The sequence below is a fragment of the Pseudomonas sp. NFACC14 genome (genome assembly GCF_900106885.1).
Lineage (GTDB): Bacteria > Pseudomonadota > Gammaproteobacteria > Pseudomonadales > Pseudomonadaceae > Aquipseudomonas > Aquipseudomonas fluorescens_AA.
The window spans coordinates 140156-152947 of sequence record NZ_FNOA01000012.1; the positions used below are offsets into that span (position 1 = coordinate 140156).

A 12792-nucleotide genomic window follows, 5' to 3' on the forward strand; every position below is an offset into this window, starting at 1 on the left:
CACCTGGCCAGCTCAAACCCGCTCGGATCCTGCCTGGCCTGGAGGACTCGAGCGGGGGCGCCTCTCAGACAGTGATCGCATTGGTAAACACCAACCGGTTCCCAAACGGATCGACCACCGTCATGTCCTGGCTTCCCCAGGGCATGGCCTGGATCTGGGGGTGGGCGTAGCGATACGCCTTGTCCTGCAATTGCTGCTGGAACGCTTCCAGCTCATCGGTCTCGATCCGCAGGGCCGAGCCCGGCGTGCAATCGCCATGGTGCTCGCTCAGGTGCAACACGCAGTCGCCACGGGAGACCTGCAAGTACAACGGGAAGTTGTCACCGAAGCGATGTTGCCAGTCGACGGTAAAGCCCAGGAAGTCGACATAGAACGCCAGCGCCTTGGTTTCATCGAAGATCCGCAGGATCGGGGTGGTTTTACCGAAGCTCATGGGTTGCTCCCTGGCTGAAAAGACCCAGTTTAGTGGGTTGACCCCAATGCTTCGGCCTTGGACCCGGCTTCTTTAGTGTCGCAGTGCCATTATTGTGACGCCAATTTACACAATATCAGCCGCTTACACGTCATTCGCAGGAGCAAACCCCTGGCGCAGATCACCCTCCCGCGCCAGGAACCGGCCTTTCCGGCGCCCGTTAGCCTGCCCTTCGCGGTAGCTCAAGACACCATTGACCCACACGCCATCAATCCCTTCGGCAGCCCGTTGCGGCTCGTTGAAATCGGCCACGTCGCGAATGGTGTGCGGATTGAACAGCACCAGGTCCGCCCAATGGCCTTCGCGGATTTCCCCTCGTTGCTTGAGGCCGAAACGCGCCGCTGAAAGGCCGGTCATCTTGTGCACGGCGGTGTGCAGCGCAAACAGCCCGACATCACGACTGAAATGGCCCAGCACCCGTGGGAAAGCGCCCCACAAGCGCGGATGAGGAAACGGGTCTTCGGGCAATCCGTCGGAGCCGACCATGGATAGCGGATGGGCGAGGATTCGGCGGACGTCGCCTTCGTCCATGCCGTAATACACCGCACCGGCCGGTTGCAGCCGCCGCGCCGCTTCCAACAGCGACACCGCCCATTCGCGGGCGATGTCGGTCAGGTCGCGCCCGCCCATTGACGGGTGCGGTGTCGACCAGGTGATGGTGATGCGATGGGCATCGGTCACTTGCTTGAGATCCAGGGTCGAGGAGCTGGCCGCGTAGGGATAGCAGTCGCAACCGACCGGATGGGTTTTCGCCGCGTTCTCCAAGGCCGCGAGCACCTGCGGGCTGCGTCCCCAGTTACCGGCCCCGGCACACTTGAGGTGGGAAATGATCACCGGGCTCTGCGCATGGCGACCGATCTGGAACGCCTCGTCCATGGCCTCGAGCACCGGCTCGAATTCGCTGCGCAGGTGGGTGGTGTAGACCGCGCCGAATGCACTCAACTCTTCGGTCAGTTGCATGACTTCGTCGGTGGACGCCGAAAAAGCGTTGGCATAGGCCAGGCCGGTGGACAAACCCAGTGCACCGGCCTCCAGGCTTTCGCGCAATTGCCGACGCATGGCTGCGATTTCGCCCACCGACGCAGTGCGCAACAAATCATCCATGTGATTGCTGCGCAACGCCGTGTGCCCGACCAACGCGGCCACGTTGACCGCCGGCTTCGCCGCCTCTACCGCCCCACGATAATCTCCAAAGCGCGGGTAGGCGAACGCCTGGGCTGTGCCGAGCAGGTTCATCGGGTCCGGTGGATCGCCCCGCAGGCTCACCGGCGAAGCGCTGATGCCGCAGTTGCCGACGATCACCGTGGTCACGCCCTGGCTGAGCTTGGGCAGCATCTGCGGTTGGCGAATCACCACCGTGTCGTCGTGGGTGTGCACATCGATGAACCCAGGCGCCAGCACGCGGCCGCCGGCGTCGATGTCTTCAAGCGCCCGGGCATCGCCCAGCTCGCCGATGCGTTCGATGCGCCCAGCGCGAATGCCGACATCGGCGTGGTAACCGGGGCTGTCGCTGCCGTCGATGACCAGCGCATTGCGGATAAGCGTGTCGTACAGCATGTCAGTCTCCCAGCGGCAAGTGATCGTCGCCGCCGCGGTAGTCGTCCAGGGCGAGTTTGACCCGCCGCAGGCGCTCTTGATTGTCTTCGGGGTGGGCCAGCGCCAGCTCGGTGGCGAGCACGTCGATGGCCAGCAGCATGCCGTAGCGCGCCGCCGTGGGTTTGTAGATGAACGAGGTTTCGGCGCCTTGCAGGGGCAGCACGCAGTCGGCCAGTTGGGCCAGTGGCGAGTCGGCGCGGGTGACGGCCAGGATCGCCGCGCCGTAGCTGCGGGCCAATTCAACGGCACTCAACAGCTCCGGCGTGATACCGGTCAGTGAACAGGCGATGACCAGATGCTGGTCACTCAGCGAAGTGGCGGTGATGCGCATCATCACCGGGTCGCGACAGGCGGCAATCGGGTAGCCGAAACGCACCAGCCGCACCTGCAACTCCTCGCCGCACAGCGCCGACCAGCCACCGAGGCCGAACGCATGAATCATCCGTGCCTTGCCGATCATCCGCACGGCATCGCCGAACCGCGACTCTTCGAATGCCGACAGATGCTGGCGCAGAGTCGCTTCGATATCGCCGACGATCTGTCCATAAAACGCCGATTGCTCCGGCGCGCCGGCGGGGTCGAGGAAACGGCTGCCGACACCGCTGGCCTGGGCCAGTTGCAGGCGCAAGTCCCGCAGGTCGCGGCAACCGACGGTACGGGCGAAGCGCGACAGGGTAGCGCTGCTGACTTCCGCCCGTTGGGCCAGTTCATCGAGGCTGGCGGAGGCGGCAAAGCCGACGTCTTCGAGCATCAGCCGGGCGATTCTTCCTTCGCCGGCGCTGAAGGAATCCTGGCGGGAACGGATCTGGTAGAGGATGTCCATGGCGGCTCCTGTTGGGGTGCGTTGCGCTCAAAGCAAGCGCGAAAGCCCGAGGGTCAAGGCGAACGCGACCACGGAAATCAGCGTTTCGAGCACCGTCCAGGTCTTGAAGGTTTGCGTGACGGTCATATTGAAGTATTCCTTGATCAGCCAGAAGCCGCCGTCGTTGACGTGGGAAAAGATAACCGACCCGGCCCCGGTGGCCAGCACCAGTAACTCGGGATGGGGATAACCCAGGCCAATCGCCACGGGCGCGACGATGCCCGAGGCCGTGGTCATCGCCACCGTGGCCGATCCGGTGGCAACCCGCATCAGTGCGGCGAACAACCAGCCCATGACCAGCGGTGACAACTGGAACTCCTGGGCCAGGCCGACAATCTGTTGCGTGACCCCGGCGTCCACCAGGATCCGGTTCAAACCACCGCCGGCACCCACCAGCAAGGTGATGCTGGCGGTCGGTGCCAGGCATTCGTTGGTGAACTTGAGGATCGATTCGCGGTTGAAGCCCTGGGCCAGGCCGAGAGTCCAGAAGCTGAGAACGGTCGCCAGCAGCAAGGCGATCACCGAGTTGCCGATGAACAGCAGGAACTGATTGAAACCGCTGCCCGGCGTGGAGATCAGGTTGGCCCAGCCGCCGATCAACATCAGAATCACCGGCAGCAGAATGGTCCCCAGGGTCACGCCGAAACCCGGCAGCCTGGCGCGCGGCTCGCGGTCGAGGAATTGTCGCTCCAGCGGGTTCTCGGCCGGTAGCTGGATGCGTGGCACGATGAATTTGGCGTACAGCGGGCCGGCGATGATCGCGGTGGGAATGCCGATCAGGATCGCGTACAGCAAGGTCTGGCCCACCGAGGCCTGGAACGCCTGCACTGCCAGCATCGCCGCCGGATGAGGCGGCACCAGGGCATGGACCACCGAAAGCCCGGCGACCATCGGCAGCCCCACCATCAGGATCGACACGCCCACACGCCGGGCGATGGTGAAAGCGATGGGCACCAGCAGCACAAAGCCGACTTCGAAGAACAACGGCAAGCCCACCAGGAAGGCAATGCACACCATTGCCCAGTGGGCGTTGCGCTCGCCGAAGCGTCCGATCAGCGTCTGCGCCATCCGCTCCGCCCCGCCGGACTCGGCCATCATCTTGCCGAGCATCGTGCCCAAGGCCACCACCAGTGCAATGTGCCCCAGCGTCTTGCCGACACCCGCCTCGTACGCCCCCACCACACCTGACGGCGGCATCCCGGCCAGCAACGCCAGGCCAATGGAAACCAGAGTAATCACGATGAACGGATTGAGTCGATAACGGGCGATCAGAACGATCAGCGCAATGATGGCGATGGCCGCGTAGACCAGTAGCCAATAACCGAAAGCAGGGGCCATGCGTTACTCCTCGAATGGGGGTCACGTCGATGTGTTGTGAAACTCATAAATCATTTCACCGAGGATTCTTCAAACCCATTGAAAGTAATTTTCGCCCACAGGCAAGAAATGTCGCTGACGGACATCGCGATGCAGCCGCTATGAAAATCCGGCGCCGGACTTTCATACAGAACCCTTCTCTTGTGGTGAGGGGATTTATCCCCTCACCACAGACGGCTGGCCGCCCCGCACTCAATTCCGTACCATCCGCAGCTGTTTTCGCACCACGCCCCGGCAGCCGACGCTCCACCGGCGCCCAGTCAGGTAAATCATGAAACCAGCACGCCTTCGCGCCGATACCCTCGCCGGCCTCACCACCTCTTTCGCCCTGCTCCCCGAGTGCATCGCCTTCGCCCTGGTGGCCCATCTCAATCCGCTGATGGGGTTGTACGGTGCGTTCATCCTGTGCACGCTGACCGCGTTGTTCGGTGGTCGCCCCGGGATGGTGTCAGGCGCGGCGGGATCGATGGCCGTGGTGATCGTCGCCTTGGTGGTGCAACACGGTGTGCAGTACCTGTTGGCGACCGTGCTGCTGGGCGGGTTGATCATGATGGCGTTCGGGTTGTTACGCCTGGGCAAGCTGGTGCGCATGGTGCCGCACCCGGTGATGCTCGGCTTCGTCAACGGCCTGGCGATCGTCATTGCCCTGGCCCAGTTGGAACACTTCAAGAATGGCGAGGCTTGGCTGAGCGGCCCGCCGCTGTACCTGATGGCCGGCCTGGTGGCGCTGACCATGGCCATCGTCTACCTGCTGCCGCGCCTGACCCGCAGCGTGCCGCCGGCGCTGGTGGCCATCCTCGGTGTTGGCCTGGCGGTCGACCTGCTCGGCCTGCCGACCCGAACACTGGGCGACATGGCCCACATCGCCGGCGGCTTGCCGACCTTTGCCCTGCCGGACATTCCCTGGAACCTGCAAACCCTGCAAATCGTCGCACCCTATGCGGTCATCATGGCGATGGTCGGTTTGCTGGAAACCTTGTTGACCTTGAACCTGACCGATGAAATCACCGAGAGCCGCGGTTATCCGGACCGTGAGTGCGTGGCGTTGGGCGCGGCCAACATGGCCTCCGGCTTGCTCGGCGGCATGGGCGGTTGCGCCATGATCGGCCAGACCATGATCAACCTCAGCTCGGGCGGACGCGGGCGGTTATCCGGCGTGGTGGCCGGGGTGATGGTGTTGCTGTTCGTGTTGTTCCTGTCGCCGCTGATCGAGCGCATCCCGCTGGCGGCGCTGGTGGGCGTGATGTTCGTGGTGTCCCAACAGACATTCGCCTGGGCCTCGTTGCGGGTGGTCAACAAAGTGCCGGCCAACGATGTGCTGGTCATCATCGCGGTGACGGTGATCACGGTGTTCACCGACCTGGCCGTGGCCGTGCTCTGCGGGATTATCATCGCGGCGCTCAACTTCGCCTGGCAACAAGCCCGGGAGCTGTACGCCGACACCCACGAGGAAGCCGACGGCAGCAAGCTTTATCGCTTGCACGGCACGCTGTTCTTCGCCTCGTCGACGCCGTTCCTCAACCAGTTCGACCCGGCCAACGACCCGGCGCTGGTGACCCTCGATTGCCGTCACTTGCGCTTCGTCGACTACTCGGCCGTCGCCGCGCTCAAGACCCTGCGCGAGCGCTACAGCAAAGCGGGCAAGCACCTGCGGGTGTTTCACCTGTCCGAGCGTTGCAAGCAAATGCTCAAGCGTGCAGGCGTGCAGCACGACTGAAGCAACACCCAACAAAAACTGTGGGAGCGAGCTTGCTCGCGATAGCGGTGGGTCAGCCAACTTCAGTACTGAATGACCTGGCGCCATCGCGAGCAAGCTCGCTCCCACAAGGGTGCTTATTCTGCTGGCACTGTCGATGTCACCATCTCATCGAGAATCCACTCCACCACCGACGTCCGCTTCGGCGTCCAGCCCAGCAGCCCACGGGCGTTCGTGCCTCGCACACGGCTGTTGGAACCCAGGCCATAGTTGGCCATTTCGTAGCCCCATTCGGCCTCGGCTTCGGCCAGCGGCCAATCTTGCGGCTCGCCCAGCTTCAGCGCCCGGGCCATGGCAGTGGTCATGTCGATGAACGAGGCCTCGCCGCTTTCAACGAAATAGAACGTGCCGGGTACGTTACGGGTCAGAGCCAACTTGTACAGCTCGACCACGTCTTCGATGTGCACGTTGGACCAGATGTTCTGCCCCGGTCCCACATGCCGCACCACCCCGCTTTTACGCGCCTGCTTGAGCAGCCGTGGCAACTGCACACTGTCACGCTTGACCCCCAGGCTGTGGCCGTAGATCAAGGTGTTGCAGATCACCGCCGAATTCACGCCTTGCTGGGCGGCATCCAGGACAAGATTGTCGATGGCGACACGGGCCGCTTTGTCGACCGTGGGTGGCGGCAGATGGCCTTCCCGGTAGATGTCATCGCTGTGACGACCACCGGAAGCATCGCCGACAATGCTCGAACCGCTGGTGTGCAGCAGCACTTTGTTCGAGCCTTCGAGCCCTTCGATCAGGGCTTCGACCGCACCCCGATGATCGCTGCTGGCGGCGTTGATCACGGCGTCGGCGGCACGGGCCTGTTCGGTGAGCAGCGCGCTGTCCTCGAGGGTACCAATGACCGGCTCGATGCCCAGCGCAGTGAGTTCGCTCGCCTGTTCGGCACTGCGCACCAGACCGCGAACCTGATGCCCGGCGCGTACCAGGCCGGTGGCGATGGAACCGCCGATAAAACCGGCAGCGCCGGTGATGAATACGTTCATGGGATAACTCCTTGGCAACCTGAGTGATGGGACGAGTATCGAGGACTGGTCCTTGCCGAAACAGTCCACATTGCCCAAATCACTCTTGCCTTGAAGTCACGAATCAGCCCTTGAAGTCCCGCGCGGCGTAGTCGGCGAGCTTGCCCTGAATGAAGTCCAGGAAGCACTGGATCCGCAGGGCCAGTTGCGAGTTGCGGTAGTACACCGCATTGATTGGCTGGCGGTATCCGCTGTTGGCATCGGCCAGCAGCACCTTCAGCCGACCGGCCTGGATGTCTTCGCGGGTCATGAAGTCTGACAGGCAGGCAATGCCCTGCCCTTGCAGCGCCAGGTGCCGCACGGTCTCGCCGCTGGACGCGCTGATGGCGGGCTGGATCGGCCAGCGATCACCGTGCCGGTGGCGCAGCGGCCATTGATTGAGGCCCTCGTTCTGGGCAAACCCCAGCAATGCGTGCTCCGCCAGTTCGGCGACGCTGGTGGGTGTGCCGTGCCGCTTCAAATAGGCCGGGCTGGCGAGGATGTGCAACGGGCTGCAGCCCAGGGCGCGGGCGTGGAGCGTCGAGTCGGTGAGGGTGCCGATGCGGATGGCGATGTCGGTGCTTTGCTCCAGCAGGTCGATGATCAGGTCGTTGCTGTTGAGTTCGAGCTGGATATCCGGGTAAAGCCCGCGGAACTCTTCAATGTGCGGGACGATGGCGTGCAGCATGAACGGCGAGGCCGCGTTGATCCGCAAGCGTCCCGCGGGATTTTTCTGGCGGGACGACAGGCGCTCTTCCAGTTCATCCATCTGGTCGAGGATGCCTTTGGCCTGTTCGAAGAAGTACTTGCCCTCCTCGGTCAGGTCCATGCGCCGCGTGGTGCGGTTGATCAGCGTGATGTCGAGCTTGGCCTCCAATCGCGATAGCGTGCGGCTGACCGCCGATGGCGTCTGCCCGACCTGTTCGGCGGCGGCGGAGATCGATCCGCACTCGATCACGCAGACGAAAATCTGCAACTCGTCGGATCTGGCTTTCACGTATCCCCCTGTCGATTGATCTTTGTGGCGAGGGGATTTATCCCCGCTGGGCCGCGAAGCGGACCTTAGCCAACGACGCGATGTACCTGAGCAATCATGTCGTCATGCCTCGGCGTCTGCTTCGCAGACGAGCGGGGATAAATCCCCTCGCCACAGATCCACCGCGCCCCGGACCAGACAGATAGTAACGGGGTACGTCGCAAAAAGGTCACGCCTTCAGGCCGAACACCTCGATCAAATGCCGCTCATACCGCGCCACATCCTCTTCGATGTTCGGGCGCTTCATCACGTCCACGCACAGGAAGGTCGGCAGGCCGGTCATGCCGAGGAACTGATTGGCCTTGTGGAACGGGAAGTACACCGCGTCCACGCCCTTGGCTTCGAAGAAGTCGGTCGGGTCGTCGAAGGCTTGCTGCGGGGCGTTCCAGGTCAGGGACAACATGTACTGCTTGCCTTGGATCAGGCCGCCGCTGCCATATTTCTGCGAGGCATCGGAACGGGTCCGACCGTCGCTGGCATAGAGGCTGCCGTGGCCTTCGGTGAAGACTTCGTCGATGTATTTCTTCACGGTCCACGGTGCGCCCATCCACCAGCCTGGCATCTGGTAAATGATCACGTCGGCCCAGAGGAACTTGGCGACTTCCTCCTGGACGTCGTAGCCGCCGTCGATGAAGGTGGTTTTCACATCGAAACCGCCACGGTCCAACACGCTGAGCGCCGTGTCGTGGAGGGTGGCGTTATAGCGACCGTCAGAGTGGGCGAATTGTTTGCCGCCGTTGAGCAACAGGACTTTTTTCATGGGGAGCCTCATCGGGTTCCACGGCGTGGGCCGTTGGAGGGCCGCTGCATGGAAAGGTTGAAAATGATGGCGGCAGGGTACCGACGAGCTTCGCGCGGAATAAGCACCGCAACGGCAAAACTGATTTGATCTATACGCAAGAATGGAAGGCCGATTGTTGCCGTAAGCTCCGACACCTCTTTTATTCAGGAGCCCCCTCGATGAGCGAACTGCACGGTTTCATCCTGCATGCCAAGACCCGCCCGGAAAAAGCCGAAGCCTTCGAAGCGCTGTTTCGCGCCTACGTCGAGCCAAGCCGTGCCGAGCCCGGTTGCATCGAATACCACATGCTGCGGGACCAGCAGGATCCAACGCTGTTCATCTTCTATGAAATCTGGGCATCCCAGGCGCACCTGGAGGTGCACTCGAACCTGCCGCACATGCGGCAATTCTTCGAGCGACGCATGGAGTACCTGGAGCGCGACTTCGACATCCGCCGCGTCGACATGCTCAGCCCGTCCTCGGCTAGCCGCTGATCAGCAGATGGCCGCCGAGCACGCCGAGGCCGATGAAAAATGCCCGTTTGAACCACACGGCGCTGATCCGCTGGCGCAACCATTGCCCTAGCCACATCCCCAGCAGCGCCGGTGCCACTGCCAACAACGAGGCACTCAACTCGCCCCCGCCCAGCTCGCCGCGCCACAACAGGCCGGCGGCCAGGGCCAGGGTAGAAACGGTGAAAGACAGGCCCAGGGCCTGCACCAGTTCATCCTTGCTCAAGCCCAGCGCTTGCAGATAGGGCACCGCCGGAATGACGAACACACCGGTGGCGGACGTGATGAGGCCGGTCAGCAGCCCACAAAGCGGAGCGATCCACGATTCGGCATCGGGATCGACCCGCAGCGTTGGCAGCAACAATCCGCTCAACGCATACAGCAACAATGCCCCGCCCAAGGCCCGCACGACCCAAGCCCCGCCTGTCATACCGAGCCACAGCGTACCGAGCCCGGTGCCCAAGAAAATCGCCAGCAGCAGCGGCCACAGGCGCCGGATCAGGGCTTGCAGATGACCGCCGAACGCCAGTTGCCAGAGATTGGTCAGGGTCGCCGGGATAATCAGCAACGCCGCAGCCTGTGGCGGAGACATAGCCAGCCCGAGCAAGCCCATGGAGACGGTCGGCAGCCCCAGGCCGATCACACCCTTGATGGTGCCGGCCAGCAGGAAGGTGACGATGACCAGCAAGGAAAGGGCCAGGCCGAGATTTTGATAGAAAGCGATAAGTGTGTTCATGGGGGTATCGTGCGCCCCGGGACCTGGCCTGAAAATCTGCCATATACTGAGGGTGCCTCTCTTGTGACAAGAGGCTGTAAATTCGTTGATGCTGACGACGTCATCGCGAGCAAGCTCGCTCCCACAGGGGGATTGCATTTCAAACTGTGGGAGCGAGCCTGCTCGCGATGGCGATTTAGCAAACACCAGACAAACCCGGCACAGGATCACCAGCCCATGCACTTCGACCTCACCGACCTGCGCCTCTACCTGAACATCCTCGACACCGGCAACATCACCGCCGGTGCGGCCCGCAGCCATTTGTCCCTGGCCGCGGCCAGTGCGCGGGTCCGGGCCATGGAAGCTTCCCTGGGCATCGATCTGCTTGAGCGCGGACGGCGTGGCGTAACCCCGACGCCGGCTGGCAGGGCCCTGGCCGAGCATGCCCGGGCCCTGTTGCAACAGGCCGAACGCCTGCAACAGGACCTGGCCGAATACGCCAAGGGCGTCAAAGGCCGGGTGCGATTGTTGTGCAACACCAGCGCCATGACCGAGTACCTGCCCGAACTGCTGGCCGGCTTTCTCAAGGCCCATCCCCACCTAGACATCGACCTGCAGGAATTACCCAGCTCACGGATCACCCATGCGCTGCGCCAGGGCGCGGCGGACCTGGGGATCGTTTCCGACGCGGTGGACACCCACGGCCTTCAGGCCTGGCCGTTTCGCGACGATCCACTGGTCTTGATCCTACCGACCGGGCACCCACTGGCTGACGGTCGAGCGGTGCGGTTCAGCGAGACCCTCAGCCATGACTATGTCGGCCTGAACGCCTCCAGTGCCCTGGCGATTCACCTGGAAGAACAGGCCCTGCACATCGGCTCGCGCATGCAAATCCGCATTCGCGCCGATGGTTTCGACGGCATGATTCGCATGGTGGCCCATGGTGCAGGCATTGCCATCGTGCCGAAGGCGGCCATCGACCGGCGCCCACCCGAGCCTTCGTATCACTGCGTCCCGCTGCAAGAGGCCTGGACCCACCGGGCGCTGCTGCTGTGCGCCCGCCACTTCGACGGTTTGCCGGCCTACGCCAGCGCCCTGGCTCGACATCTGGCCGATTGATGCGCGCTTCTGGATAGCTCGATGTCGACCACAGGCATCTACCCACCCAGGCCACGCGTTAGGGTGCCTGTTCTCTTCCGCCCTTTCGGAGCTCACATGACCGCCCCCATCACCGTCCTGCGCGACACCCATCCGCTGCCCGTACTCGATGCCTGCAAATGGGAAAAACTCGAAGGCGACCCGCACACCGTCAACCTCAACGCCTACACCAGCGAAGACGGCAGCAAGATCATGGGCACCTGGATCTGCACACCCGGCAAATGGTATGTGGAATACGTGAAGTGGGAGTACTGCCATTTCCAGGAAGGCTACTGCATCATCACCCCGGAGGGCCTGGAGCCGATCCATCTGCGCGCCGGTGACATCTTCGTCATCGAGCCAGGCATGAAAGGCACGTGGGAAGTGGTCGAGACCGTGCGCAAATATTTCGTCTTCGCCTGACGAACGCGCTTGACCGATACGCTGTGCTCGAAGGCGCGCCTGGAGCACAGCGCAGCATGCCCCCCGCTATGCCGTCACGTCGACGGTGCTGATTTTACCGCTGCGATACGCCTCGAATATCTGATGCAGGCTCGATCGGGCATCCCCTTTCGCAGTGAAAATGCCGCCACAGCCCCGATTGGCCGCCGCATAACTTTCATCCTCCATCAATATCTGGTGCGCCTGCTTCAGGTTCCAGAACGGCACGCCGGCAAACAGGTGGTGGGTCAGATGATAGTTATCGCCATGCATGCCGATAAACAATCGCTCGACCGGAGTGGGGAAACGATTGCGCGTCAGTTGCACCTCATCCTGGTACACCCCGAACATGCCGAAGTGCTCGGAAATCTCGGAGAGCCAGCCAATCACTTGGAACACCGTGAAGTAAGGAACCAACCAGAACAGGACATAAGCCCACGGGCCGACAAAGTAATTGAAGAGCAACCACATGGCGCCATGAACCGCCAGAAGCTTCAAGCCCTGTAACGGATTGGCCAGGATGTCCCCCGCCCGGTTCTTGACCAGATAAAGGAAGTACTTGTAGGTGTTGACCAGCGTCACGCTCCTGAACAGATGACGGAACAGGAAGTCCAGACGGTCCTGAGCCTCGTACAAACCCGACTCGATATAGAAACGATGGTCGGGATCCTTCAGCTTGTCGCCCAGATGGTGGTGGTGCATCTGCACATGGGATCGACGATAGGCTTCATAGTCCTGAAAGATGGGATAGGCCAACAAATACTCACCGACCCATTTGTTAAGCGCCTTGCTTTGAGCCAACGTCATGTGCGCCGCTTCGTGCAAAAGCGAGGCAAGTGCCCGCTGCCGAGAGCCGATGAACAACAATGCCAGCGGATAAAGCACGTTATAGCGATTGGCTAGAAATATCGCCGAGGCAATGACCAGAAGATCCGCACCCAGGGCAACCAGCCAGTGCCAATTGTCTTTTTTGTACAAGGGCCGCAGACGCAGCCTGAGTGCAGCGGAAGGATTGAACCTGTTCACATCGTTCATCAGAATTCCCTTTCATAACTCGAAGTGATGAATGCAGGCGCGAAACGCCTGCGCGGCCTTAA

The 12792-nt window shown here is 62.3% G+C and carries 13 protein-coding genes; 4 read left to right on the forward strand and 9 right to left on the reverse strand.

All coding sequences use genetic code 11. The annotated features are described in order from the left end of the window. Nucleotides 1-64 precede the first annotated feature (64 nt). The 4 genes from BLU85_RS18760 to BLU85_RS18775 all read right to left on the reverse strand — a co-directional run bounded on the left by BLU85_RS18760 (nucleotide 65) and on the right by BLU85_RS18775 (nucleotide 4268). A complete protein-coding gene (locus BLU85_RS18760; protein ID WP_060739274.1) occupies nucleotides 65-433 on the reverse strand; it encodes a glyoxalase superfamily protein in 369 nt (122 codons plus the stop codon). Between the two features lie 123 nt (nucleotides 434-556). After that, nucleotides 557-2029, reverse strand: coding sequence for an N-acyl-D-amino-acid deacylase family protein (locus BLU85_RS18765; RefSeq protein ID WP_092202007.1), 1473 nt, complete (start codon nucleotides 2027-2029; stop codon nucleotides 557-559). Between the two features lies 1 nt (nucleotide 2030). Then, the gene (locus BLU85_RS18770; RefSeq protein ID WP_072411014.1) at nucleotides 2031-2891 is read right to left on the reverse strand and encodes a MurR/RpiR family transcriptional regulator; all 861 of its coding nucleotides are present in this window, start codon (nucleotides 2889-2891) and stop codon (nucleotides 2031-2033) included. A 27-nt stretch (nucleotides 2892-2918) separates the two neighbouring features. After that, the gene (locus BLU85_RS18775; protein WP_092202005.1) at nucleotides 2919-4268 is read right to left on the reverse strand and encodes a GntT/GntP/DsdX family permease; all 1350 of its coding nucleotides are present in this window, start codon (nucleotides 4266-4268) and stop codon (nucleotides 2919-2921) included. A gap of 310 nt (nucleotides 4269-4578) precedes the next feature. Here BLU85_RS18775 and BLU85_RS18780 point away from each other — a divergent pair, with 310 nt between their 5' ends. Then, entirely contained in the window at nucleotides 4579-6024 is a 1446-nt protein-coding gene (locus BLU85_RS18780; RefSeq protein ID WP_092202003.1) for a SulP family inorganic anion transporter, read from the forward strand. Between the two features lie 116 nt (nucleotides 6025-6140). On the opposite strand, the gene BLU85_RS18785 is transcribed toward BLU85_RS18780, so the two are convergent. The 3 genes from BLU85_RS18785 to BLU85_RS18795 all read right to left on the reverse strand — a co-directional run bounded on the left by BLU85_RS18785 (nucleotide 6141) and on the right by BLU85_RS18795 (nucleotide 8869). Then, complete coding sequence (locus BLU85_RS18785) at nucleotides 6141-7055, reverse strand: NAD-dependent epimerase/dehydratase family protein (protein WP_092202001.1); 915 nt, start codon at nucleotides 7053-7055, stop codon at nucleotides 6141-6143. Between the two features lie 103 nt (nucleotides 7056-7158). Further along, the gene (locus BLU85_RS18790; RefSeq protein ID WP_092201999.1) at nucleotides 7159-8070 is read right to left on the reverse strand and encodes a LysR family transcriptional regulator; all 912 of its coding nucleotides are present in this window, start codon (nucleotides 8068-8070) and stop codon (nucleotides 7159-7161) included. 208 nt (nucleotides 8071-8278) lie between these two features. Next, nucleotides 8279-8869, reverse strand: a complete 591-nt coding sequence (locus BLU85_RS18795; RefSeq protein ID WP_092201997.1) for an NADPH:quinone oxidoreductase MdaB — start codon at nucleotides 8867-8869, stop codon at nucleotides 8279-8281. Between the two features lie 200 nt (nucleotides 8870-9069). Between BLU85_RS18795 and BLU85_RS18800 the strand changes: the two genes are divergently transcribed. Beyond that, the gene (locus BLU85_RS18800) at nucleotides 9070-9384 is read left to right on the forward strand and encodes a putative quinol monooxygenase (protein ID WP_092201994.1); all 315 of its coding nucleotides are present in this window, start codon (nucleotides 9070-9072) and stop codon (nucleotides 9382-9384) included. Here BLU85_RS18800 and BLU85_RS18805 read toward each other — a convergent pair. After that, nucleotides 9374-10138, reverse strand: coding sequence for a sulfite exporter TauE/SafE family protein (locus BLU85_RS18805; protein ID WP_092201992.1), 765 nt, complete (start codon nucleotides 10136-10138; stop codon nucleotides 9374-9376). The two genes, BLU85_RS18800 and BLU85_RS18805, sit on opposite strands and share 11 nt — an antisense overlap. A 216-nt stretch (nucleotides 10139-10354) precedes the next feature. On the opposite strand from BLU85_RS18805, the gene BLU85_RS18810 reads away from it, so the two are divergent. After that, nucleotides 10355-11236 (forward strand): LysR substrate-binding domain-containing protein, encoded by an 882-nt coding sequence (locus BLU85_RS18810; RefSeq protein WP_092201990.1) that lies wholly within the window; start codon nucleotides 10355-10357, stop codon nucleotides 11234-11236. Nucleotides 11237-11332: 96 nt separating this feature from the next. After that, nucleotides 11333-11677 carry a cupin domain-containing protein gene (locus tag BLU85_RS18815; RefSeq protein ID WP_060739285.1) on the forward strand — a complete coding sequence of 115 codons (345 nt, stop codon included), beginning with the start codon at nucleotides 11333-11335 and terminating at the stop codon, nucleotides 11675-11677. 66 nt (nucleotides 11678-11743) lie between these two features. On the opposite strand, the gene gntB is transcribed toward BLU85_RS18815, so the two are convergent. Then, nucleotides 11744-12730, reverse strand: a complete 987-nt coding sequence (gene gntB / locus BLU85_RS18820; RefSeq protein WP_092201988.1) for a guanitoxin biosynthesis L-arginine gamma (S) hydroxylase — start codon at nucleotides 12728-12730, stop codon at nucleotides 11744-11746. Nucleotides 12731-12792 lie beyond the last annotated feature (62 nt).

Excerpts from the sequence above, each read along its gene's own strand:
- BLU85_RS18760 (WP_060739274.1), bottom strand. The coding sequence starts at position 433 with ATGAGCTTCGGTAAAACCACCCCGATCCTGCGGATCTTCGATGAAACC.
- BLU85_RS18775 (WP_092202005.1), bottom strand. The coding sequence starts at position 4,268 with ATGGCCCCTGCTTTCGGTTATTGGCTACTGGTCTACGCGGCCATCGCC.
- BLU85_RS18770 (WP_072411014.1), bottom strand. The coding sequence starts at position 2,891 with ATGGACATCCTCTACCAGATCCGTTCCCGCCAGGATTCCTTCAGCGCC.
- BLU85_RS18765 (WP_092202007.1), bottom strand. The coding sequence starts at position 2,029 with ATGCTGTACGACACGCTTATCCGCAATGCGCTGGTCATCGACGGCAGC.
- BLU85_RS18800 (WP_092201994.1), top strand. The coding sequence starts at position 9,070 with ATGAGCGAACTGCACGGTTTCATCCTGCATGCCAAGACCCGCCCGGAA.
- BLU85_RS18810 (WP_092201990.1), top strand. The coding sequence starts at position 10,355 with ATGCACTTCGACCTCACCGACCTGCGCCTCTACCTGAACATCCTCGAC.
- gntB (WP_092201988.1), bottom strand. The coding sequence starts at position 12,730 with ATGAACGATGTGAACAGGTTCAATCCTTCCGCTGCACTCAGGCTGCGT.
- BLU85_RS18805 (WP_092201992.1), bottom strand. The coding sequence starts at position 10,138 with ATGAACACACTTATCGCTTTCTATCAAAATCTCGGCCTGGCCCTTTCC.
- BLU85_RS18815 (WP_060739285.1), top strand. The coding sequence starts at position 11,333 with ATGACCGCCCCCATCACCGTCCTGCGCGACACCCATCCGCTGCCCGTA.
- BLU85_RS18785 (WP_092202001.1), bottom strand. The coding sequence starts at position 7,055 with ATGAACGTATTCATCACCGGCGCTGCCGGTTTTATCGGCGGTTCCATC.
- BLU85_RS18780 (WP_092202003.1), top strand. The coding sequence starts at position 4,579 with ATGAAACCAGCACGCCTTCGCGCCGATACCCTCGCCGGCCTCACCACC.
- BLU85_RS18795 (WP_092201997.1), bottom strand. The coding sequence starts at position 8,869 with ATGAAAAAAGTCCTGTTGCTCAACGGCGGCAAACAATTCGCCCACTCT.